The organism is Micromonospora sp. NPDC007230 (assembly GCF_042869115.1).
In the GTDB taxonomy this organism is placed as follows: domain Bacteria; phylum Actinomycetota; class Actinomycetes; order Mycobacteriales; family Micromonosporaceae; genus Micromonospora.
In genome coordinates this window covers 66,759-89,416 of the sequence record NZ_JBIAFE010000018.1, presented here as the reverse complement: position 1 = coordinate 89,416, position 22,658 = coordinate 66,759, and the positions used below count along the sequence as shown (strand labels likewise).

The window sequence follows — 22,658 nt, the reverse complement described above, 5'->3', positions numbered from 1 at the left end:
CGGCCGTGGGGGTGGCGCTCCGCCGCCCCACGGCGTCCGCGTCAGGAGTCCAGCCGCTCGGCGTACGCGTCGCGCAGCCGTGCCCAGCCGAAGTCCAGCGCCTCGCCGCCGCGGATCGGGCCGACCGGGTCGCCGTCGAGCAGGTGGCCGGCCACGTCCAGGCAGAGGTGCCAGCCGGCGGCCATGATCGGGGCCTGGTCGGCCTGCTCGATCCGGTGCCGCAGGGTCAACCGGGTGCCCGGGCCCGCCGGGGCCAGCTCCCAGCGCAGCAGGTCGTCGCCCCAGGTGTACTCCAGCAGCGACGGGCGCTCGGCGCGGACCACGGTGGCCGGCGCCTCGACGGTCCGATCGCCGTCGACCATCCTGAGCGTGGCCCCGCCGGGCGTGCCGAGGTCGCGGCTGGCGAGGAAGGGCGCCCACTGGGCGAGCTGGTCCGGCTCGGTCAGCGCGGCCCACACCTTCTCCGGCGGGTGCCGCAGGTCCCGGACGAACACCAGGTCCCACCGGTCACCGGCCGGTACGCGGGCGACCTCGGCGAGCGGGCCGGGCCGGAAGTTGTCACGCTCCATGGTCACTCCTGACTGTCGAGGTGGCGCTCCAGGGCGTCGAGGTGGTCCGCCCACATCCGCCGGTACGGCCCGAGCCAGTCGTCCACGGCGCGCAGTGGGCTCGGGTCGATCCGGTAGATCCGCTGCTGGGCCGCGGTGCGGCAGGTGACGAGGCCGGCCTCGCGGAGCACCTTGAGGTGCTTGGAGACGGCCGGCTGGCTCATCCCCAGCTCGTCCACCAGGTCACCGACGCTGCTCTCGGTGCGGCGCAGCCGGTCGAGGATGCGGCGTCGGGTGGGCTCGGCCAGGACGGCGAAGGCGTCGACGGACACTGCCCCAACATGCCTCATCAGTTATATGCCTGTCAAGGAATACAAGCAGGTTGCCCAGGCGTGGGCAGGTCACCTCCTTCCCCCTCGGCCGGGCCCGGCGGCTCAATATGCTCGGGCCATGGAACTGCGGATCTTCACCGAACCCCAGCAGGGCGCCAGCTACGACCAGCTGCTCGCCGTGGCCCGCTGTGCGGAGGAGACGGGCTTCGGCGCGTTCTTCCGCTCCGACCACTACCTGAAGATGGGCTCGGTGACCGGTGAGCCGGGTCCGACCGACGCCTGGACCACCCTCGCCGGCCTGGCCCGGGACACCACCCGGATCCGGCTGGGCACGCTGATGACCGCGGCCACCTTCCGGCTCCCCGGCCCGCTCGCCATCACCGTGGCGCAGGTCGACCAGATGAGCGGCGGCCGAGTCGAGCTGGGCATCGGCACCGGCTGGTACGCCGACGAGCACACCGCGTACGGCATCCCGTTCCCGCCGGTCGGGGAGCGCTTCGACCGGCTGGAGGAGCAGCTCGCCGTCATCACCGGGCTCTGGGAGACCCCGGCCGGCCGGACCTTCGACCACCCCGGCAAGTACTACCCGGTGAGCGACTCGCCCGCGCTGCCCAAGCCGGTGCAGCAGCCCCGGCCGCCCATCCTGCTCGGCGGGAAGGGGCCGAAGCGCACGCCCCGCCTCGCCGCCCGGTACGCCGACGAGTTCAACCTGCCGTTCGCCTCGCTCGCGGACTCGGCGGCCCAGTTCCAGCGGGTGCGGGACGCCTGCGCCGAGGTCGACCGGGATCCGTCCACCTTGGTCTGGTCCAACGCCCTGGTGCTCTGCTGCGGGCGGGACGAGGCGGAAGTGGCCCGCCGGGCGGCGGCGATCGGCCGGCAGCCCGCCGAGCTGCGCGCGAACGGCCTCGCCGGCACGCCCGCCGAGATCGTCGACAAGCTCGGCCGGTACGCCGGGATCGGCAGCCAGCGGGTCTACCTCCAGGTGCTCGACCTGACCGACCTGGACCACCTGGAGCTGGTCGCCGCCGAGGTCATGCCGCAGCTCTGACGATCGGCCACGCCCGCCCGGCGGCCGTTCGAGGCGCCGGGCCGGGCCCCGGCGGCTCCGGCTCGGGCTCCGGGATCGGCGCCGGCACCGGATGCCCATTCGGTGCGGCGCCGAGCGGGCCGGGGCCCACGCCGGTCGGGTCGAGCTTCGCCGCGGCCGGGCGCACCTCCGGGCGGCGGATGGGGGCAGGGTCGCGGTGGCTGGTCATCGGCACCGGGTTCCCCGTCCGGGCCGGATCAACCGTGCCTTGACAGGTGGGCGGAAAATGCACCCGGACGACGGCGTCGGATCGGGGGTACGACATGGAACTGCACCGCAGCCGGGGGACACTGCCGCTGGCCATCGTCTGCGTGTTCGGCGGGGTGATGGTGCTCGTCGCCGGTGAGGGCTGGCTGCTGCGGATGCTGGCGGCACTCGGGGTCGTCGTGGTCGGCGGCGCGGCGCTGGTCGGCGCGGTGCGGCCGTTCCGCTTCGTCATCGGGCCGGACGGGCTGGACGTGCGCCGCCCGGGCCTGCGCGGGACGTACCGCTGGGAGTACTTCGATGGGCTCGCTCTCGACGACCGGGGGAGGCTGGTCGGGGTGCCCGCCGTCGGCCTGGGTCTGCGGACCACCGCGCGGCACCCGCGCGACGGTCGGCCCGCCGTCGAGCTCCTCCACCTCACCCAGGTACGCGAGAGCCCGGACGAGGTCGCGGCGGCGCTGACCCGGTACTCCGATGGCCGGTTCACCGACGCCCGTACCCCGGTGGCCACCCAGCTCCCCGGGACGGAGATCGCGTTCACCGTCGCCCTGCGCGGCTACGGGACGGCGCCGGTCGACGAGCTGGTGGGCCGCGCCCAGGACGCGCTGGCCCGGGGCGGCCCGGCCGAGCGGCGGGCCGTCCGCGCGGAGATCGAGCAGGCCCGGGCCGCCGGCATCCCGGTCGGGCTGCGCGGGTACGACATGGGCCAGGTCGACGCCGCGCTCGGCGCGCTCCACGCTGCCCTCGCCGAGGAACCCACCACCGACCGGGAGACCACCGCGTGAGCGACGCCGGCCGCAACTGGGCGGGCAACGTGCGGTACGCCGCCCGGGCCCGCCACCGGCCGTCCAGCCTGGACGAACTGCGCCGGCTGGTGGCCAGGGCCGACCGGGTGCGGGCGGTGGGCACCGGGCACACCTTCAACCGGCTCGGTGACACCACCGGCGAACTGGTCTCGCTGGCCGGGCTGCCGCCCACCGTCGTGCTGGACCGCGACCGCGGCACGGCCACCGTCCCCGCCGGCCTGCGCTACGGCGACCTCGCCACCCGCCTGCACGCCAAGGGTTACGCGCTGGCCAACCTCGCTTCGCTGCCGCACATCTCGGTGGCCGGCGCGGTCGCCACCGCCACCCACGGCTCGGGTGCCGCCCACGGCAACCTCGCCACCGCCGTGGCCGCCCTGGAGTTGGTCACCGCCGACGGCGACCTGCTCACCGTGGACCGCGCGGACCCGAGGTTCGCCGGGATGGTGGTCAACCTCGGCGCGCTGGGCGTGGTCACCCGGCTCACCCTGGACGTGGTGCCCGCCTTCCAGATCCGCCAGTACGTCCGGCTCGGCCTGCCCCGCGCGGCGCTCGACGCCGCCTGCGACGCGGCGTACAGCGTGAGCGTGTTCACCGGCTGGCGCTCGTCCCGGCTGGACCAGGTGTGGCTCAAACAGCGGGCCGACGCGCCGCCACCCCCGGCGGACTGGCTGGACACCATCGCCGCCGATGCGCCCTGCCACCCGGTGCCCGGCATGCCGGCGGAGCACTGCACCGCCCAGTTCGGTGCGCCCGGGCCGTGGCACGAGCGGCTGCCGCACTTCCGGCTCGGCTTCACCCCGAGCAGCGGTGACGAACTCCAGTCGGAGTGGCACCTGCCCCGCGGCTCGGCCGCCGCGGCGCTCGCCGCGCTCGACCCGGCCGCCGAGCGGATCGCCGCCGTGCTCCAGGTCTGCGAGCTGCGTACGGTCGCCGCGGACGGGTTGTGGCTCAGCCCGAACCACGACCGGGACAGCCTGGCGATCCACTTCACCTGGATCGGTGACGCGGCGCGGGTGGCCCCGGTGCTCGCCGAGTTGGAGGAGCGGTTGGCGCCCTTCGCCCCGCGCCCGCACTGGGGCAAGCTCTTCGTCCGGAACCCGGCCGCCGACTACCCCAGGTACGACGACTTCCGTGCGCTGCTGGCCGATCTCGACCCGGCCGGGAAGTTCCGCACCGACGAGCTCGACCGCTACTTCCCGCGCGGCCCCCGGTGACGGCGAGCCTCCCACCCGCGCTATCGCCAGTCCGTCGCCTGGCCGGGCGGCTGACGGCCCACGGCCGGCCACAGCACGGCCAGCGCATGCGCGCACAGCACCGCGAAGCCGGCCCAGCCGGGGAGCGGGTAGTACCCGGCGGACGGCGCGTAGTGGGCGAGCACCTGGGGATACTCCACCACCGTCTGCTGGACGGCGAAGCCCGCGGCCGGGGTGAGCCGCAGCAGCCATTGCGACACGGCGTCGGGTAGCAGCGGGACCGCGGTCGCCGCGTAGGGCAGGGCGACGAGGGCCAGTGCGGCGAGGACGGCTGCCCAGCGGCGCCGCAGCAGGACGCCGAGTCCGTAGGCGAGCATGCCGCAGAGCGCGAGCGCTGCCGCGACCCCGACGACGACCCGCGCACCGGTCAGTAGGGAGATCGGCTGTACGGGGATGCCGTTGCCGCGCAGGATCGCGGTGCCGGCCGGCAGGACCACGCCGACGGCGACGAGCCCGGTGACGAGACTCGCGGCGCCGACGACGACCGCTCCGGCGGCCACGACCCGGCCGGTCGACGGCGGCGAGCCTGGCCGGGCACCGAATCGGGCGGCGACGACGAGCACGATGATCAGCGCGATCACCAGACCGGGTAGCGTGCTCTCGGCGGTGCGGGCGCCCTCGCCGCTGCCCGGGCCGATGTCGCCGGTCCCGCTCACCGTGAACGCACCGCCCTTCTCGACCGCGCCGGACGCGTTGTGGTACTTCTCCCAGTCGGTGTGGTTCATCTCGCCGACCGCCTCGCTGCGCCACCCGCCGCTGGCCGCACCCGCCAGGCTGACCTGGTCGAAGACCCCGGTGGCCTGCGTGAAGCGGGCCTCCTCGACGGCGCCGCCCAGGCCGACCCGGCGCAACGTGAGGTCGCCCGGGGAGGTGGCGAAGATCCCGACCTGCACGGTGTTCGGAAGGCCGCTCAGCGTCGCCGTCCCGACGGTGTGCCACTGCTGGCCGTCGGCCGACTCGGCGCCCGTGATGGTGTCGCCGGACCGGGTCAGGCGTAGCCACCGCGGGGACTGCGGCGAAACGGTGCCGGTGCTTCCGGCGATGTCGTGCCGGTAGTCGTACTGCATCCGTACGCCGTGACTGCCGGTCATCATGAGCGCCGCGTAGGCGGAGCCCTGCCGGAGGCCGTCCTTGACGATGATCCCGGCCTTCGCCCACGGCACCAGGCCGGAGACGATCTGGTCGTGGTCGGGCGGCGGATAGGTGATCGTGCCGGTCATCGAGGTCATCCGTACGGTGATGGCCCCGTCGCGACCGAGGTCGCGGTGGAGGAACCAGAACCGGTCGCTGACGACGGAACCGTCCGCGGCGGTCGGCGTGGTGGGGCACGGCCCCGCACAGGACGAGTGGTTGCCCAGGGCGGCGAGCAGGCCGAGGGCGATCACGGCGAGGGCAGCGGCGGCCAGGGCGATCAGCCGGCCGGGGCGACGGAAGGACCTCCACTCCCGGTGGAGGAGTTCTCTGCGCAACATGCCCTGGTTGTACGGGCGCGGGCCTAACCCGGCCCGAACCGCGTCCGTCATACCGCTGTTAGGCGCGGCCGGGCATGCTGGTGCCATGGTCAGGCTACGCAGCGGGACAGTGGGACTGCGATTCACGCTCTTGTACGGCGTCGTGTTCCTGATGTCCGGTATCGGGCTGCTGGTCCTGGCCTACCTGTTCTCCGGCGGCAAGGTGACCAGCGTCGCGCCCGTACCCGGCCAACAGCCGACCGCCGACGGCAGCCTGACCGAGGCCCGGCAGCGCATCCACGACCTGCAAGCCCAGTTGGCCGAGGTGAACGCGCAGCACTCCCGGCAGATGCTCGTCGGCTCGCTGCTGGCGCTGGTCGTGCTGGCTGCGGTCTCCTTGCTGGTCGGCCGGGCGTTGGCCCGGCGGGTGTTGCGCCCGCTGCGGTTGATCACCGCGGCGACCCGGCGCATCTCGGCCGACAATCTCGACCAGCGGCTGGCCGTCAGCGGCCCGACGGACGAGGTGAAGGACCTGGCCGACACCATCGACGGGCTGCTGGAACGGCTGGAGACGTCGTTCGCCGCGCAACGTAGGTTCGCCGCCAACGCCTCGCACGAGCTGCGTACGCCGTTGGCGACGATCCGGGCGTCGCTGGACGTCGCGGTCGCCAAGCCCGACGCGGCGGGGCAGACCGTTGCGTTGGCGGACCGGCTGCGTACGCAGGTGGATCGGATGGATCGGCTGCTCGACGGCCTGCTGGTGCTGGCCCGGGCGCAGCACGGCACACCTTGCGACTCGGCTCACGTCGACGTGGCCGAACTGGTCGTGCAGGCGCTGGCCGACCGGGCCACTGAGATCAGTGCGAAACAGCTGAGCGTGACCGGGGACCTGCCGCGCGGCGTGGGCACCACCCGGGGAGATGCCGCGCTGCTGTCCCGGTTGGTGGAGAACGTCGTGGACAACGCCGTGACGCACAACGAGGCGGGCGGCTGGGTCCGCGTGGCGACCTCGCGGGAGGGCGTAGCGGTCCGGCTGGTCGTGCAGACCGGCGGGGGCGTGCTCGACCAGCGGGACGTGGACCGGCTGGCGCAGCCGTTCCAGCGGCTCGGCGCCGACCGCACCGGGTCCGAGCACGGAGCCGGGCTTGGGCTGTCCATCGTGGCGGCGATCGCCGCGGCCCACGGCGGACGGCTCGACCTGCGCGCTCGGCCGCAGGGCGGCCTGCAGGTCTCGATCGCGCTGCCGTTCGTCGCGCTTCCCGTCCCGGCGACGGCATGAGAATCCTGGTCGTCGAGGACGCGCGGTCGCTGGCCGAGGTGGTCGCCGAGGGCCTGCGCGATCAGGGGATGGCCGTCGACCTCGCGTACGACGGGTTGTCCGCCGCCGCCAAGCTCGACCTCGCGGCCTACCACGTGGTGGTCCTGGACCGCGATCTGCCCGGTCTGCCCGGCGACGTGCTGTGCCAGATGATCACCGAACGGCCGGACCGGCCGATGGTGCTGATGCTGACCGCGGCCGGAACTCCCGGCGACCGGGTCAGTGGTCTGGCGCTCGGCGCGGACGACTATCTCGCCAAGCCGTTCCACTTTCCGGAGCTGATCCTGCGCATCCAGGCACTCGCCCGCCGCAAGCCGGACGCGCGTCCGCGGATCCTGCGCGCGGCCGGGATCGAGCTCGACCCGGTACGCCGGACCGCCGCCCGCAACGGCCGGCAACTCGATCTCTCGGTGAAGGAGTTCGCTCTGCTGCACGCGCTGATGTCGGCGAGCCCTGGCTTCCTCAGCGCCGAGCAACTGCTGGAGCAGGTCTGGGACGAGCACGCCGACCCGTTCACCAACACGGTTACGGTGACAATCGGGCGGCTACGCCGCAAACTCGGCGAACCGCCGGTCATCACGACGACGCCCGGCGTCGGCTATCGGCTCGCCTGAGGTCCTGGCCAGCTGGGCCCGGGCTGACCGCCCGACGGTCTCCAGCGCCGGTTTCAGCCGGTGCGCCCACCGGTCGTCTGCTCGCGCATGCTGCCGCGCTGCACGGCCCGGCTGATGTCGCTGGGCGAGACGATGCCGACCAGCCGCTGGTCGGACACCACCAGGGCCCGGCCGTCGGCGCACTGGTTGAGCCGGGGGAGCAGGTCGGTGAGCTGCTCGTCCGGGGAGGCGAGCACCAGTTCCCCGGCCCGGCAGGACACCTCGCCCAGGGTGGTCGACTCGCGGCGGTCGGCCGGGATGCCCCGGACCCGGTCGAGGGTCACCAGGCCGACCGGGTGGCCGTCCTCGGTCAGCGGCAGCGCCGAGTGCCGGTACGCGAAGAGGTAGTGGTCCACGAAGTCGGCGACGGTCATCTCCCCGGAGGCGGTCTGCGGTTGCGGGGTCATCACGTCGGCGACGCGTACCCCGCGCAGGGCGCTGCCCATCCGGGCCTGGCGCTCCTCTGCTCCGGCGGCCCCGATCAGGAACCAGCCGATCAGCGCCAGCCAGAGTCCGCCCACCCCGGCGCCCCGGAAGAACTGCCAGATCCCGACCGCGATCAGCACGATGCCGAGCCCCCAGCCGGCCCGGGCGGCCACCACCGATGCCTTCGTCCGGTCGCCGGTGGCCCGCCACACCACCGCACGCAACAGCCGTCCGCCGTCCAGCGGCGCGGCCGGCAGCACGTTGAAGATCGCCAGCAGCACGTTGATGCCGGCCAGCCAGGACAGCGCGCCGACCAGCAGGCCGCGCCCGGTGGCGAGCGAGACGAGCAACGCGATCACGCCGAAGAAGATGCCGAGCAGCAGGCTGACCAGCGGCCCGATCCCGGCGATCCGCAGCTCGGCACCGGGGTCCCGGGCCTCGCCCTTCAGCTTGGACACCCCGCCGAAGAGCCAGAGCGTGATGTCCTCGACCTCGATCCCGTTGCGCTTGGCGATCACCGAGTGGGACACCTCGTGCGCGAGCAGGCCGAGGAAGAAGACCACCGCCGCGGCCAGCCCCGCCACCCAGTACGCGAAGGCCGAATGGCCGGGGTAGGAGCGGGGGAACAGACTGGCCGCCAGCGCCCAGGCGATCAGCACGAAGATGACCAGGACGCTCCAGTTGACCCCGATCGGTACGCCCGCGATCCGGCCAAGCCGGAAGCTCGCCCTCATGGCTCGGTCATACCCCTGACGAGGGCATCTATGCCAGCAGGGGGACGTCCCGAGGTTGTGGAGCTCAGTGCGGGGGAGCCTCGCTGACCACGGTCGGCGAGAACTGGTTGGCCGCCTCGACCGCCCATTCCAGCGCGTAGTCGGCCTCCTCCTCCCAGCCCGGCTCGCCGCCGACGAAGTGCGACCGGTGGGGGTTGCAGCGGAATCCGGTCAGCGCGGTCGAGCCCCGGTAGAGGTTGACGTTGGCCACGACCACGGACGGCGGCACCACGTGGTCGGCGCCCCCGGCCGTCAGCAGCAGCGGGGGCCGGTTCTCCCGCCTCTTGTCCACCTCGGTGACCGCGTCCGGGTCCAGGTTGGCGAACGCCGCCTCGAACAGCACGCGGCCGGCGCCGGGTACGGCGTACCGCTCCCAGGCCCGGTCCGAGTCCTCTGGGCTCAGCGTGTTGCCAAAGGCGAACCGGAAGTCCTCCCTGGTGAACGGCACCGCGCGGTTTCGGTTCGCTGGGCTGCGCAGGATGGAGAACGCTGAGCGCAGCGTGTTGAGCGGCAGCCGGAGCACGCCCTTGACCGGGGCGGGATGGAGGGCGACCCCGGCGGCGCCGAGCTTCCGGTCGAGCAGCAGTTGCGTGATCAGGCCGCCGAATGAGTGCCCCATGATGATCGGCGGCCGGGGCTGCTCCCGGACGATCCGGACGTAGTGCTGGGTGATGTCGGCGATCCGCTGCCCGGCGATCGGCGTCGGGTCCGCCCGCAACTCCTCGACCTCGGCCTCCATGCCGGGCCAGGCCGGCGTGAGCACCCGGAAGCCCCGCGCCCGGTACCGGTCGGCCCAGTGCTCCCAGCTGCGTGACGTCATCCAGAGCCCGTGGATCAGCACGATCGTGTCGACCCGTCCCGTCGGTGCCGCCATGGTGACCTCCCCGTGTCGCGGTTGCCCGGCCCGGCGGTTACCCGGCCCGGCGGCGGTCAGTCACCGGCCCGGACGTGCCCGGCGACGCCCTGGATCAGCAGGTCCAGGCCGAAGGCGAAGCGTTCGTCGCCGCCGCCGGCCAGCAGTTCGTCCACGTGCCGCCGGATGTTCGGGTACGACTTCGCGGGCAGGCTCAGGTAGTAGCTCCGCAACTGGGCGGAGAATCGGCTCCAGTAGGTCGCCCGGTCCTGCCCGGACGCGCGGATCTTCTCCGCGTACAGGGCGCCCTCGTAGGCGTCTCCGGCGATGTAGAGGAAGAGCCGGTCGAGGAACCAGGCGGCCTGCGGGGGCGGCACGCCGCCGGCGAGCAGGATGGCGAGCATGCCCTCGGTGACGCGCAGCGAGTTCGGGCCGGTGGGGATGGTGGCCAGCGAGGCGAGCGCCAGGTTGGTGTGGGTGGCGTAGACCCGGTACGCCTGCCGGGCCACGTCCCGGATCTGCTCCGCCCACCGCTCGGGGTCCGGTGCCGGTACGGAGATGCCGGCGCTGGCCCGGTCGACGAGCAACTCGAGCAGCTCCTCCTTGCCGGAGACGTGGGCGTAGAGCGAGGCCGGGCCGGTGCCCAGCTCCTGGGCCACCCGCCGCATGCTCAGCCCGCCCAGCCCCTCCCGGTTGATCACCGCGAGCGCGGCGTCGACGACCGCGCCCTGGCTCAGCGGCTGCTTCGCGGGGCGGGTCCTGGGGCGGGTACGCCAGGGCGGGCTGGGCGGTTCGCTCACGGATGACCTCCAGATCCGGGGGGACCCGAACATCGTACTTGCTGCGAACATCGTTCGTTGATAGAACATTGTTCGTCAACGAACAGCGTTCGCTCGTCTTTGGGAGTATCGATGTCGCATCAGGCCATGGCCCTCGCGCCGGACGGCGCCGGGCCGGCGGAGACCGGTCACCGCTGGCGCTGGGCAGCCCTGGCGGTGATCCTCGCCGCCGAGGTGATGGACCTCCTCGACGCCCTCGTCACCAACCTCGCCGGCCCGGCGATCCGCGCCGACCTGGGCGGGTCGACCAGCCTGATCCAGTGGCTCGGCGCCGGCTACACCCTGGCCATGGCCGTCGGTCTGGTCACCGGCGGCCGCCTCGGCGACCTGTACGGCCGCCGCCGGATGTTCCTGCTCGGGGTGCTCGGCTTCACCGCCGCCTCCGCGCTGTGCGCCCTGTCCGGCACCCCGGGCACCCTGATCGGCGCCCGGGTCGCGCAGGGGCTCTTCGGCGCGCTGCTACTGCCGCAGGGCCTCGGTCTGATCAAGGAAATGTTCCCGCCGCACCAGCTCGCCGCCGCCTTCGGCGCGTTCGGCCCGGTGATGGGGATCTCGGCGGTCGGCGGCCCGATCCTCGCCGGCTGGCTGGTCGACGCCGACCTCGCCGGGACCGGCTGGCGGGCCATCTTCCTGATCAACGTGCCGCTCGGCCTGCTCGCCGCCGCCGGCGCGCTGCGATTCCTGCCGGAGTCCCGCGCCAGCCACGCCAGCCGGCTCGACCTGCCCGGCGTCGGGCTGGTCTCGCTCGCCGCGTTCCTGCTGGTCTACCCGCTGGTCCAGGGCCGGGAGCGGGACTGGCCCGCGTGGACCTTCGCCATGATGGCCGGCGCGGTCGCCGTCTTCGCCCTCTTCGCCTGGTACGAGGTGCGGCGCGAGCGGTCCGGCCGGGATCCACTGGTGGTGCCGGCACTGTTCCACCGCCGCGCGTTCACCGGCGGCCTGGTCGCCGGCCTCGCCTTCTTCACCGCACTGACCGGTTTCTCGCTGGTCTTCAGCCTCTACCTCCAGGTCGGGCTGGGCTGGTCGCCGCTGCGCGCCGGGCTGGCCGGCGTCCCACAGGCGCTCGGCATGGTGGTCGCCTTCGTGCTCGCCGGCGCCGGCCTCGCCCAGCGCCTGGGCCGGCGGCTGATCCACCTCGGCCTCGCCGTGGTCGTCGCGGGGGTCGCCGGCCTGCTGCTCACCCTGGCCGCGACGGGCAGCACGGTCGGCCCGTGGCGGATGGCGCCCGCCCTGCTGGCCGTCGGCTTCGGCATGGGGCTGGTGATGGCGCCGTTCTTCGACATCGTGCTCTCCGGGGTGGCGGAGTCCGAGACCGGCTCGGCCTCGGGGACGCTCACCGCCGTCCAGCAACTCGGCGGGGCGCTCGGCGTCGCCGTGCTGGGCACGGTCTTCTTCAGCGGTCTCGACCACGGCGTCCAGCCGGCCGTGGAGATCACCCTGGGCGCGGAGTTGGGTCTGCTGGTGGTCACCTTCGTCGGCGCGTTCCTGCTGCCGCGCCGGGCCCGCGAGGGCGGCGCGCACTGACCGGTGTCCACCGCCCTGACAAATGTCACGGGTGGAAGATGACGGACGCTCCGGGGACGGCCCAGCCGTTCCCCGGAGCATCCTTGTCATGACCGACATCCCACCGGCCGTCGAGCTGGCCGGACTCACCAAGACCTTCGGCCCGGTGACCGCCGTCGACGGGCTCAGCCTCCGCGTCGAGCCGGGCGAGGTGGTGGCCTTCCTCGGCCCCAACGGCGCCGGCAAGACCACCACCGTGGACATGCTGCTCGGGCTGGCCCGCCCGGACGCCGGCACCGTCCGGGTCTTCGGCGGCACGCCGTCCGACGCCATCCGGCTCGGCCGGATCGCCGCCGTGATGCAGACCGGCGGCCTGCTCAAGGACCTCACCGTCGCCGAGACGGTACGGCTGACCGCGCACTTTTACGCGCAGCCCCGTCCGGTGGCGGAGGTGCTGGAGCGGGCCGGCATCGCCGACATCGCCGACCGCCCGGTGGGCAAGTGCTCCGGCGGCCAGCAGCAGCGGCTGCGCTTCGCCCTGGCGCTGCTGCCGGATCCCGACCTGATGGTGCTCGACGAGCCGACCACCGGGATGGACGTCGAGGGGCGGCGGGACTTCTGGCAGGCCATCCGGGCCGACGCCCGGAACGGGCGGACCATCATCTTCGCCACCCACTACCTCGACGAGGCCGACGCGTACGCGGACCGGATCGTGCTGGTCCGGCAGGGCCGGGTGGTCGCCGACGGCACCACCGCCGAGATCAAGAACCTGGCCGCCGGCCGGATCGTCCGAGCCACCCTCCCCGGCGCCGACCAGGCCGCGCTCGCCGCGCTGCCCGGCGTCCAGGCGGTCGAGGTACGCGGTGACGCGGTGCTGGTGCGGACCGACGACTCGGACACCGTCGCCCGGCACCTGCTCACCCGCACCGCCGCGCGGGACCTCGAGATCACCTCCCGCAACCTCGAGGACGCGTTCCTCGCCCTCACCACCGACACCCGCGCCGCCGACACCCTGACCGCCGATTCCGCGCAGCCCATCGGAGCCTGAGATGACCGTCGCCGCCTCCTCCACCACCACCACGCCGGCCCGGCCCGTCGACCGCCGTCCGCCTGCCCTGGGCGGGTTCTCCACCGCCGTGCTCGGCATCGAGATCCGCCGCGTGCTGCGCAACCGCCGTACGCTGATGTTCACGCTGGTCATGCCGGCGGTCTTCTTCCTGCTGTTCGGGCTGCCCCAGCGCGGCGAGGCACTGCCCAACGGCCGCCCGGTCGCCGGCTGGATCATGATCAGTCTCGCCGTGTACGCGGCCATGGTCGCCACCACCAGCGCGGGAGCGGCGGTCGCCACCGAGCGGGCGCTGGGCTGGAGCCGCCAGCTCCGGCTCACCCCGCTGCGCCCGGCCGCGTACGTGGCGATCAAGGTGGCCACCGCGATGGTGCTCGGCCTGGCCGGCGTGCTGGTCGAGTTCGCGGTCGGTGCCGTCGCCGGCGTACGCCTGCCGGCCGACATCTGGCTGCTCTCCGGGCTCGCCGCCTGGGCGGGTTCGCTGGTCTTCGCCGCCTTCGGGCTCTTCGTCGGCTACCTCGCCCCGGCCGAGAACGTCATGCAGTTCATGGGCCCGGTCCTGGCCATCCTGGCCATGTTCGGCGGGCTCTTCGTCCCGCTCGAGATGCTGCCGCACGCTTTCCAGGAGATCGCCAAGTTCACCCCGGTGTACGGCGTCGGCCAGCTCGCCCGGGCCCCGCTGACCGGGGACGGCCTGGACTGGGCGTCGGTCGCCAACCTGGTCGCCTGGACGGCGGTGTTCGGCCTCGGCGCGGCCCGGCTGTTCCGCCGCGACACCAGCCGCGTCTGAACCGTCCCGAGGGCGGAGGTTAGCGTGTTCGTCGTGAACCTGCCGTCGGAAGGCAGCCAGCCGAGGACCCACTGGCGGGTCACCGGCTGGCTGCTTGCCGCCGTCTGGCTCTTCTTCCTCAACATCCCGCTGCTCACCGCTTTGCACCAGCCCGAGGTCTGGCGTCGGGTGCTGGGCGCGTCCACCCTGGTCGCCTTCGGCGTGAGCTATGTGTGCGTCTTCCAGTGGGCGCGGAACCGTCGGCGGGTGCACCTGGGCGTCCCGCGCGGCCGGGCCTGGGCGGCCCTGGCGCTGCTGCTCGGGCTCGGGCTGGCCGGCATCCCCGGCACCTCGGGAGACTGGCTCACCACACTCGTCTTCGTCGCGGCGGCGGCGGTGTTCCTGCTGCCGACGCGCGAGGCGGTCGTGGTGGTCCTCCTCGCCGCGGTGACCCCGCCGGTCACGGCCGCCCTGGTGCCCGGCTGGGAGGCCGAGAGCACCGTGGTGTTCGCCGTCCTGCTCGCCTCGTTCGCCATGTTCGGGGTGACCCGGCTGGCCCAGCGCAACGCCGAACTCCAGGCCGCCCAGCAGGAGATCCGCCGGCTCGCGGTGGCCGAGGAGCGGGCCCGCACCGCCCGCGACCTGCACGACATCCTCGGCCACTCGCTGACCGTGGTGACGGTCAAGGCGGAGCTGGCCGGGCGGCTGCTGGAGCTGGATCCGGCCCGGGCCGCCGCCGAGATCGCCGACGTGGAGCGGCTGGCCCGGCAGGCCCTCGCGGACGTGCGGGGCACCGTCGGGGCGTACCGCGAGGTGCGCCTGACGACGGAGCTGGCCGGCGCCCGCTCGGCGCTCGCCGCCGCGGGCATCGTCGCGGAGCTGCCGGAGACGGTGCCGGCGCTGCCGGCGGAGCGGGACGAACTGTTCGGCTGGACGGTACGCGAGGGGGTGACGAACGTGGTCCGGCACAGCGGCGCGCGGCGGTGCGAGGTCCGGGTGGACGGCTCGGCCGTGGAGGTCCGCGACGACGGCCGGGGGCCGGTCGGTGAGCCCGGCGCGGCCGGGCACGGGCTGGTCGGGCTGCGCGAGCGGGCACGGCGACTGGACGCCACGGTCACCGTTGGCCGTCGCCCCGGCGGACGCGGCTTCCTGCTGCGTGTCGCCCTGCCGGCGGGGTCCTGATGGGCGGCGGGTTCGCGATGGACGACCGGGTTGCGGCGGGTGGCGGCCGGGCCCGGGTGCGGAGGACGCGCGAATGACCGAGCCGATCAAGCTGCTGCTCGCCGACGACCAGGCGCTGGTCCGGGGCGCGCTGGCCGCGCTGCTGTCGCTGGAGCCGGACCTGACGGTCGTCGCCGAGGTGGGCCGGGGCGACGAGGTGGTCCCCGAGGCTCGGCGTACCCGACCCGACGTGGCCCTGCTCGACGTGGAGATGCCCGGCCTGGACGGGATCGCCGCCACCACCGCGCTGCGGGCGGCGGTGCCCGGCTGCCGGGTGCTGGTGGTGACCACCTTCGGCCGGCCCGGCTACCTGCGCCGGGCGATGGAGGCGGGCGCGAACGGCTTCGTGGTCAAGGACACCCCGGCCCGGCAGCTCGCCGACGCGGTGCGCCGGGTGCACGCCGGCCTGCGGGTGGTCGACCCGACCCTGGCCGCGGAGACCCTCGCCACCGGGCCGAGCCCGCTGACCGAGCGGGAGACCGAGGTGCTGCGGACCGCCCGGGGCGGCGGCACGGTGGCCGAGCTGGCGGCGACGCTGCACCTGTCCGAGGGGACGGTCCGCAACCACCTCTCCGCGGCGATCGGCAAGACCGGCGCCCGCAACCGGGCCGACGCGGTACGGGTCGCCGAGGAGAGCGGCTGGCTGCTCGGCGAGTGAGCCGGCTCAGGCGGCCGGTGGCGGGGTGGCGAGCTGGTCGACCACCACGACGCTGGTGCCGGCGGGCAGTTCGGCGAGGAGCTGACGCTGGCCGCTGCGGGTCAACCGGATGCAGCCGTTGGTGACGTCCTTGCCGAGCGTCGCGTCGGTGTACCAGCTGTGCAGTCCGATATGGGCGCCGCCCAGCCCGGTCGGCACCGCGTCCGGGTCGTCGGGGATCGCGCCGAGGGCGAAGATGTCGACTCCGCCGTAGACCGACTGGGGCGGGGGCGTGCGGCCGAGGATGAAGGTGCGGCCGAGCGGGGTCGACTGGCCGGGCTTGCCGAGGCTGACCGCCCAGGAGCGGACCACCCGGCCGCTCCGGTGCCAGGTGAGCCGGTGCGAGCCGCGTTCCACGACGAGCTGGTCGGGCAGCGCGACGGTGGTCCAGCCGCCGGCCGGCAGCCAGGCGATCCGGCGGTTCGCCGAGGGGAGCAGCACGGCGGTCCAGCCGGCCCGGCGCTCGACGATCGGCGTGGTCAGCGGGACGCCGCTGATGGTGGGGGCGAGGAAGGCCAGCGGCCGGCCACCGGGCGCGTCGTACGCGGCGACCCGCCGGCTCGGCGTCAGCCCCTCGCTCAGCGGCCGGAGGTCTCCCCTGCCGGGGTCGGCCGGGAACCCGCCGGGCGCCGGCTCGTACGTGACCACCGGCAGATCGGCCGGAGCGGGCGCCGCCGGCGGCACGGACTCCGCCGCCGTCCGGGTCGGGGCGGGCGGCTCCGTCGGAGTGTCGACCGGCGCGACGCCACCCGGCGCGCCGGCCGGCGTGGGGGCCGGGCCGCCGGTGAGCGCGTACCCGACCAGCAGCGCGGTCACCAGCAGCAGCGGTACGCCGAGCGCGGCGAGCAGCCAGCCGAGGGTCCAGCGCGAGGTGAGTCGACGAAGCAGCATGAACCCGACTTTAGTGGACAGAAGTCCCCCGCTCCGCGAATGGCGGTGCGGGGGACTCCGGTGCGGCGCGGACCGCCGAGCCGGCGTCGCGGGTGGCGCCGGTCAGGGCAGCTTCGCCCCGACGTGGATGGCGACCGCGTCGTGGGCGGGGATGTTGGCGGCGAACCAGCCGTTGCCGTCCACCGTGATCACCGGCCCGCTGCACGAGCCGTTGCTGAAGTCGCCGTGGATGACGTCGCAGTAGCGGCCGGCGGGCAGTCCCGCGTAGTACGAACGACCGGTGATCGCGAAATCCTCGTCGTTGAGGGTGAGATAGCCCTTGCCGGCCCGGCTGAACGCGATGTGCTGCCAGCCGTTGTCGTACCAGTTGGCGACGCCGGCGCCCTGGGTGGCGTTGTTGAAGGCGACCATGTTGGCGATGACCCGCCAGCGGTGCTCGCACTCCCAGCCCGAGTAGCAGGTGGTGTTGAGGGTCTTGTTGCCGGCGTCCGAGGGCGGGCCCTGGTCCCGGTTGCTGTAGGTGAAGCTCGACATCACCGCCGGGGTGCCGTACGGCCAGGCCAGCATGAAGGCGTTGGCCAGGGCGTACTCGCCCCGGTCCCGGTAGGTCAGCACGCCGCCGTCGCGCTGGGTGTCGTGGTTGTCGGTGAAGACCACCGCCTGGCTGCCGGGCAGGTAGCCCCACGACTCGCCGAAGTTCCGCAGGTACGCCAGCCGCTCGCTGTTGAACATCCGGGCCAGGTCCTTGCCGTACCGGAACTCGTGCACGTCGCCGTTGCCGGTGTACTCGGTCGGCTGGATCGGCTCACCGGCGCCGTAGATGACCTCCTGCACGAGATACGCCGAGCGGGAGAGCTTGCTCTTGATCGCGGCGATGTCGGCGGCCGGCATGTGCTTGCTGGCGTCCAGCCGGAACCCGTCCACGCCGAGCGAGAGCAGGTCGTTCAGGTACGTGGCCAGCCGGGTGCGCACGTAGTCCGACTCGGTCTTGAGGTCGGCCAGGTTGACCAGCTCGCAGTTCTGCACCTCGTACCGGTCGTTGTAGTTGACGATGTCGTTGTTGCCGTTGCGGCCGCAGTAGTGGAAGTCCTGCGAGCCGTAGTTGCCCGGGTAGCTGTAGTGGCCGTACGTGGTGCCGGCCCAGCCGGTGCCGCCGTTGTCCTGGCCGGACATGTGGTTGACGACGGCGTCGACGAGCACCTTCACGCCGGCGTTGTGGCAGGTGTTCACCATCGCCTGGAACTCGGCGCGGGTGCCCTTGCGGGACTCGATCCGGTGGCTCACCGGCTGGTAGGCGACCCACCACTGGTTGCCGCGGACGTGTTCCTGCGGCGGGGAGACCTGGACGTAGCCGTAGCCCTTGGGGCCGAGCACGGTGGTGCACTCGTTGGCCACCGAGTTCCAGTTCCACTCGAAGAGCTGGACGATGACCTTCTTGCTGCCGGGGGTGGCCGCGGTGGCCGGGGGTGCGGCCACGCCGGCCGGGACGAGCAGGCCGGCGGTCAGGCCGAGGGCGAGGGCCGCCGCGACGGTGCCAGATCGCGGCGCGGCGTCGGACGCGCCGGGCTGGAGCCGTTGCTGCCGGCATCGGCGTCGATGCATCGGGACTCCTGAGGGGTGCGGGGGGAGGAGGCCGATGCCGTTATCTTGCAGGCTCGGCCTGAAAGTTCCGGCAAGGTTACAAGCGTGTTGCAAGACCTGTCAACGTATGGACATACGTCGTTGCGAATCGCGCCACGCGCACGCCGTCGAGGAGCGGTCAAGGTCTGCCCGGAACTCGCGCTGCCCCTGGTGAGGGCCGAGTAGCCGGCGCGGAGGCTACGGCGTACTCGGGTTGCGGCGGCGGAGGTCGGTGGGCCCGACCCCCGCCGGCACTCGTCAGCGGGTCAGCGGACCGGGGCGAGGCGATCGGTGCCGAGCCGGTCGCGGAGCACCTCGGGCACCAGCACCGAGCCGTCGGGCTGCTGGAACTGCTCCAGGATGGCCGGGAAGAGCCGGCTGGTGGCCAGCGCCGAGCCGTTGAGCGTGTGCACGAACCGGGTCTGCTTGCCGCCCGGCTCCCGGTAGCGGATGGCCGCCCGGCGCGCCTGGTAGTCACCGCCCCAGGAAACCGACGACACCTCTTTGTACTTGCCGGTGCTCGGCATCCAGACCTCGACGTCGAAGGTCTTCTTCATCGCGGCGCTGGCGTCGCCGGCCGCGAGCAGGCTGGTCTGGTAGTGCAGCCCGAGCTTCTCGACCAGGCCCTCCACGTGGGCGACCATCTCCGCCAGCGCGGTGTCCGCCTGCTCGGGCAGGGTGAACTGGAAGATCTCCACCTTGTTGAACTGGTGGCCACGGACCGTGCCGCGCTCGTCAGAGTGCGAGCCGGCGGCCTCCCGTCGGTAGCACGGGGTGTAGGCGAACGCCTTCAGCGGCAGCTTCGCGGTGTCCAGGATCTCGTCCTGGAACGCCCCGAGGATCGCCGTCTCGGCCGTGGGCAGCAGGAACTGGCCGCGCGGGGCGGACTGCTTGTCCAGGTGGTAGACGTCGTCGTAGAACTTGGGGAACTGCCCGGCGGCGAACCCGGCGCTGTCCAGCAGCAGGTGCGGCGGGAGCAGGAACTCGTACCCGGCCTGGATGTCCTGGTCGATCAGCCAGTTGAGCAGCGCCCACTCCAGCCGGGCGCCCATGCCGGTGTACATCCAGAAGCCGGAGCCGCCGAGCTTCACGCCGCGCTCGTGGTCGACCAGGCCCAGCGCCCGGGACAGCTCGACGTGGTCCCGGACCTGCTCGATCGCCGGCGGCTCGCCGAAGGTCTTGACGACCCGGTTGGCCTCCTTGCCGCCGGGGACGACGTCGTCGGCGGGCAGGTTGGGCAGCTCGCTCATCCGCTCGCGCAGCCGGGACTGCACCTCGTCCAGCTGGGACTCCAGCTCGGCGAGCTGCTTGCGCTCGGCCTCCGGCGCAACCGGCTCCGGCTCCTTACCGGCCCGCTTCGCCTGCGCGTACGCCCGCGCCTCCGCCTTGCGGCGCTGCCGCTCGGCGTCGATCTCGCTGATTAGGGCGCGGCGTTCCTGGTCGAGCCGCTGGATCTCGTCCAGCGCCCGGTTGACCTCGGCGGGATCCAGACGCTTCGCCAGCGCGGTCGCCACCGCCTCGCGATCCTTCCGGATCAACTCCATGTCGAGCATGCTGCTCCGTACGCCTCCGTCCAGGCAGTCAGGTGGGACCCTCAGATGCTACCGTCGCGGCCCCGTGCGGCCGGCCCGGGCCGGGCGGCGCCGGTCGGGATCGACCCGCCGCGGCCGCTGCGGCGCCGGTGGCTGGCCGACGCCCGGTTGGTGGCGGTGAGTGATCCGGCGGCTGCCGGCCGTCGGCGTGACGGTGCGTGACAGGCGCCGACCGCCGAGGCCAGTCGATTGGGCGCTCCTTCGCTCCGATAGCCGCGTGACCTGGTCATCCTCCGGGAGACGCCGCGCGCCCCCGCCCACCCCGCCCGCTCCTTTGCTCTGCAGCCACGGACGCAGCAGGCAACGCTGGGTGCCTGCTGCGCCGATGGCTGCAGAGCAAAGGCGGGAGTGCGGGTGGTGCGGTGGCCAGGCGGGATCACCCAGAGTGAGCGGCGGGCGCGTCGACGCTCGGGCGTGGTGCCGGGCGGATCAAGGGGGCGGTCAGAGCCGGATCGGCATGAGGACGGAGAACGCGTCCGCGTCGTCCGGGCGGCGGATTGCCAACGGGGCGATCGGGCCGTCCAGCTCCAGCACGAGCTGACCGCGGTCCCCGGCGTCCAGGGCGTCGAGCAGGTACTCCCGGTTCACCCCGACCCGCACCGCGTCCGGGTCCGCCGCCTCGTCCGGCGGGACCACGCGCAGCCCGCCCCGGTCGTCCAGACCGAGCACGGTCACCTTGACGGCTACCCCGGCGTACTCGCGGAGCAGCAGCGGGACGTCGTCGGCGGTGAGCGCGCCGCGCAGCGCGACCACGTCGACCGGGATCCGGTACGCGGGCGCGCCGCCGACCTGGCCGTGCAGCAGCCGGCGGTAGTCCGGGAAGTCGTACGGCAGCGCCGCGGCGGCCATCGCGCGGCCGGCGACGGAGACCTCGACCCGGTCCGCGGCGACGGTGAGGTGCGCCTCCGGGGTGATCCCGACGCCGGTGTCGAGCAGCGTGCGCATTTCGTCGACCGCGTCCGCCGGGAGCAGCGCCCGGACCTCCGGACCGTCGACCTTTCCGCCCGCCCGGGCCACGGCCAGCCGGTGCCGGTCGGTGGCGACCAGCCGTACGCCGTCCGCCTCCACCTCCAGCAGCACGGCGGACAGCACCGGCAGGTCCGGGTCGCTGCCGACGGCGAACCGGACAGCATCGACGGCGGCGGCCAGGTCGGCGCGGGGGAGCACGAGACGGGTGGTCATGGGAATCTCCTCGGGATCGATCAGGGTACGGATCCGGGAGAGCTCACGGCGGGCGTCGGCGAGGCCGTCCTCCAGCCGCCGCAGATGCGCGTCCAGCAGCCGGTGGACCAGCGCCGGCTCGTGCCGGTGCCGCAGCGCGTCGGCGATCCCGGCCAGCGGCATCCCCACCCGGCGCAGCCCGGCGACCAGCCGGGCCGGCGCGATCTGGTCGTCGCCGTACCAGCGGTAGCCGGTGGCCGGGTCGACCAGCGCCGGGACCAGCACGCCGGACCGGTCGTAGAACCGCAGCGCGCTCACCGTGAGGCCGCTGGCCCGGGCCAGCTCGCCGATGCTGCGCAGTTCGCTCTCCACGCCGCCGGATCCTGGGCCCTCAACCCGCTCGAGGGTCAAGTCTCACCGCTCCAGTACGCGGAAGGTGATGCTGGCGCGGGTCAGCCGGTCCAGCAGGGCGTCGCCCATCGCGGTCACCGTGGTCACCTGCCCGGCGGTGGGCGGCAGGTCGTCGAACGCCAGGCACAGGGCCGACTCGGCGAGCATCTTCGCGGTCTCGTCGTACCCCGGGTCGCCGCCGGCCACCTCGGTGTGCACCGTCCGGCCGCCGCCGGTGCCGACGAACCGGACCCGGAACCAGGACTTCGCCCGCTGCTCGGCGCTCGGCCCCTGCCCGGAGGAGAGGCGGCCGAGCAGCCAGCGCCGGGTCGGTGGCAGCTTCACCAGCCCGAGCAGGCCGGCCAGGCCCACCCCGGCGGCGAGGACGGTGGGCAGCCGCTTCACGGCCGCGAAGTGGCGGTAGCGGAAGTCCGGGCCGTACTCCGGACGGGCGGCGGCCGACCGGCGGACGATCTGCGGGTCGATGGTGGGCAGCGGTACCGCCCACATGCCGACCTCGGCCGACCGGCCCACCTTCCCCGGTACGGCGCGGACCCGGCGCCCCGCCGGCCGGGGTTCGACCGCCTTGCGCGCCCGCGCCGCCCGGCTCGTCTCCCCGGTGCGGGACAGCGCGGTCAGCGCCGAGTGGTACGTCCCGGCGGAGAAGCGCCCGCCGGCCCGGACGAAGCCGTCCACGGCGACCGGCCCGTCCGTGGCGAGCTGTCTGACGGTGAACCAGGCGCCCAGGTCGTGCGGGGTCGAGTCGAAGCCGCAGGCGTGCACCAGGCGGGCGCCGGTGCGCACCGCCTCGGCGTGGTACCGGACGTACATCAGGTCGACGAACTCCGGCTCGCCGGTGATGTCGACGTAGTCGGTGCCGGCGGCGGCGCACGCCGCGACCAGCGGCTCCCCGTAGTGGATGTACGGGCCGACGGTGGTGGCGACGACCCGGCCGCGCTCCGCGACGGCGCGCAGCGACGCCGGGTCGGTGGCGTCGGCGGTCAGCAGCGGCAGCTCGGCCAGGCCTGCGTCGATCGCGGCCAGCCGGTCCCGTACCGCGGCCAGCTTGCCCGGGTTGCGGCCGGCCAGCGCCCACCGCAGCCCCGCCGGGGCGTGCCGGGCCAGATACTCGGCGGTCAGCCCGCCGGTGAACCCGGTGGCGCCGAAGAGGACGAGGTCGTACGGCCGGTCGTCGCGCATCCGCC

Annotated in this window: 21 protein-coding genes; 10 read left to right on the top strand and 11 right to left on the bottom strand. The window is 73.8% G+C overall.

The genetic code is table 11. The features are described 5' to 3' along the window. Positions 1-41: 41 nt before the first annotated feature. Positions 42-569 carry an SRPBCC family protein gene (locus ACFYML_RS24020; RefSeq protein WP_387422779.1) on the bottom strand — a complete coding sequence of 176 codons (528 nt, stop codon included), beginning with the start codon at positions 567-569 and terminating at the stop codon, positions 42-44. Between the two features lie 2 nt (positions 570-571). After that, a complete protein-coding gene (locus tag ACFYML_RS24015; RefSeq protein WP_387422778.1) occupies positions 572-898 on the bottom strand; it encodes an ArsR/SmtB family transcription factor in 327 nt (108 codons plus the stop codon). Positions 899-998: 100 nt separating this feature from the next. Between ACFYML_RS24015 and ACFYML_RS24010 the strand changes: the two genes are divergently transcribed. The 3 genes from ACFYML_RS24010 to ACFYML_RS24000 all read left to right on the top strand — a co-directional run bounded on the left by ACFYML_RS24010 (position 999) and on the right by ACFYML_RS24000 (position 4,191). Further along, positions 999-1,928, top strand: coding sequence for an LLM class F420-dependent oxidoreductase (locus tag ACFYML_RS24010; protein ID WP_387422777.1), 930 nt, complete (start codon positions 999-1,001; stop codon positions 1,926-1,928). A gap of 302 nt (positions 1,929-2,230) precedes the next feature. Then, the gene (locus ACFYML_RS24005) at positions 2,231-2,956 is read left to right on the top strand and encodes a hypothetical protein (RefSeq protein WP_387422776.1); all 726 of its coding nucleotides are present in this window, start codon (positions 2,231-2,233) and stop codon (positions 2,954-2,956) included. After that, the gene (locus ACFYML_RS24000) at positions 2,953-4,191 is read left to right on the top strand and encodes an FAD-binding protein (protein WP_387422775.1); all 1,239 of its coding nucleotides are present in this window, start codon (positions 2,953-2,955) and stop codon (positions 4,189-4,191) included. Before ACFYML_RS24005 ends, ACFYML_RS24000 begins: the two co-directional genes overlap by 4 nt. Positions 4,192-4,211: 20 nt before the next feature. Here ACFYML_RS24000 and ACFYML_RS23995 read toward each other — a convergent pair whose 3' ends face one another. Next, on the bottom strand, positions 4,212-5,702 hold the full coding sequence (locus ACFYML_RS23995; protein ID WP_387422774.1) for a hypothetical protein: 1,491 nt from the start codon (positions 5,700-5,702) through the stop codon (positions 4,212-4,214). 109 nt (positions 5,703-5,811) lie between these two features. Between ACFYML_RS23995 and ACFYML_RS23990 the strand changes: the two genes are divergently transcribed. Next, on the top strand, positions 5,812-6,960 hold the full coding sequence (locus tag ACFYML_RS23990; protein WP_387422773.1) for a sensor histidine kinase: 1,149 nt from the start codon (positions 5,812-5,814) through the stop codon (positions 6,958-6,960). Further along, positions 6,957-7,613 (top strand): response regulator transcription factor, encoded by a 657-nt coding sequence (locus tag ACFYML_RS23985; RefSeq protein ID WP_387422772.1) that lies wholly within the window; start codon positions 6,957-6,959, stop codon positions 7,611-7,613. The genes ACFYML_RS23990 and ACFYML_RS23985 overlap by 4 nt, the downstream gene beginning before the upstream one ends. A gap of 53 nt (positions 7,614-7,666) precedes the next feature. Here ACFYML_RS23985 and ACFYML_RS23980 read toward each other — a convergent pair whose 3' ends face one another. From ACFYML_RS23980 to ACFYML_RS23970, 3 genes are all read right to left on the bottom strand, one after another. Then, positions 7,667-8,812, bottom strand: a complete 1,146-nt coding sequence (locus ACFYML_RS23980; RefSeq protein WP_387422771.1) for a site-2 protease family protein — start codon at positions 8,810-8,812, stop codon at positions 7,667-7,669. Between the two features lie 64 nt (positions 8,813-8,876). Beyond that, the gene (locus ACFYML_RS23975; protein WP_387422770.1) at positions 8,877-9,725 is read right to left on the bottom strand and encodes an alpha/beta hydrolase; all 849 of its coding nucleotides are present in this window, start codon (positions 9,723-9,725) and stop codon (positions 8,877-8,879) included. Positions 9,726-9,781: 56 nt separating this feature from the next. Continuing rightward, positions 9,782-10,504, bottom strand: a complete 723-nt coding sequence (locus ACFYML_RS23970; RefSeq protein WP_387422769.1) for a TetR/AcrR family transcriptional regulator — start codon at positions 10,502-10,504, stop codon at positions 9,782-9,784. A gap of 111 nt (positions 10,505-10,615) precedes the next feature. On the opposite strand from ACFYML_RS23970, the gene ACFYML_RS23965 reads away from it, so the two are divergent. The 5 genes from ACFYML_RS23965 to ACFYML_RS23945 all read left to right on the top strand — a co-directional run bounded on the left by ACFYML_RS23965 (position 10,616) and on the right by ACFYML_RS23945 (position 15,760). Next, positions 10,616-12,067 (top strand): MFS transporter, encoded by a 1,452-nt coding sequence (locus ACFYML_RS23965; RefSeq protein ID WP_387422768.1) that lies wholly within the window; start codon positions 10,616-10,618, stop codon positions 12,065-12,067. A gap of 88 nt (positions 12,068-12,155) precedes the next feature. Continuing rightward, positions 12,156-13,094, top strand: coding sequence for an ABC transporter ATP-binding protein (locus ACFYML_RS23960; protein WP_387422767.1), 939 nt, complete (start codon positions 12,156-12,158; stop codon positions 13,092-13,094). Between the two features lies 1 nt (position 13,095). Further along, positions 13,096-13,902, top strand: a complete 807-nt coding sequence (locus ACFYML_RS23955; RefSeq protein ID WP_387422766.1) for an ABC transporter permease — start codon at positions 13,096-13,098, stop codon at positions 13,900-13,902. Between the two features lie 33 nt (positions 13,903-13,935). Beyond that, positions 13,936-15,063 (top strand): sensor histidine kinase, encoded by a 1,128-nt coding sequence (locus ACFYML_RS23950; RefSeq protein WP_387422765.1) that lies wholly within the window; start codon positions 13,936-13,938, stop codon positions 15,061-15,063. Positions 15,064-15,136: 73 nt separating this feature from the next. Beyond that, a complete protein-coding gene (locus ACFYML_RS23945) occupies positions 15,137-15,760 on the top strand; it encodes a response regulator transcription factor (RefSeq protein ID WP_387422764.1) in 624 nt (207 codons plus the stop codon). Between the two features lie 6 nt (positions 15,761-15,766). Here the strand turns inward: ACFYML_RS23945 and ACFYML_RS23940 are convergent, their stop codons facing one another. The 5 genes from ACFYML_RS23940 to ACFYML_RS23920 form a co-directional block, all read right to left on the bottom strand. After that, on the bottom strand, positions 15,767-16,690 hold the full coding sequence (locus ACFYML_RS23940) for a L,D-transpeptidase (RefSeq protein WP_387422763.1): 924 nt from the start codon (positions 16,688-16,690) through the stop codon (positions 15,767-15,769). A 102-nt stretch (positions 16,691-16,792) separates the two neighbouring features. Beyond that, a complete protein-coding gene (locus ACFYML_RS23935; protein ID WP_387422761.1) occupies positions 16,793-18,292 on the bottom strand; it encodes an alpha-amylase family glycosyl hydrolase in 1,500 nt (499 codons plus the stop codon). Positions 18,293-18,576: 284 nt separating this feature from the next. Further along, the gene (serS, locus tag ACFYML_RS23930; RefSeq protein WP_387422758.1) at positions 18,577-19,863 is read right to left on the bottom strand and encodes a serine--tRNA ligase; all 1,287 of its coding nucleotides are present in this window, start codon (positions 19,861-19,863) and stop codon (positions 18,577-18,579) included. 480 nt (positions 19,864-20,343) lie between these two features. After that, the gene (locus ACFYML_RS23925; protein ID WP_387422830.1) at positions 20,344-21,423 is read right to left on the bottom strand and encodes a MerR family transcriptional regulator; all 1,080 of its coding nucleotides are present in this window, start codon (positions 21,421-21,423) and stop codon (positions 20,344-20,346) included. Positions 21,424-21,477: 54 nt separating this feature from the next. Beyond that, positions 21,478-22,653 carry a saccharopine dehydrogenase family protein gene (locus ACFYML_RS23920; protein ID WP_387422757.1) on the bottom strand — a complete coding sequence of 392 codons (1,176 nt, stop codon included), beginning with the start codon at positions 22,651-22,653 and terminating at the stop codon, positions 21,478-21,480. Positions 22,654-22,658: the final 5 nt, after the last annotated feature.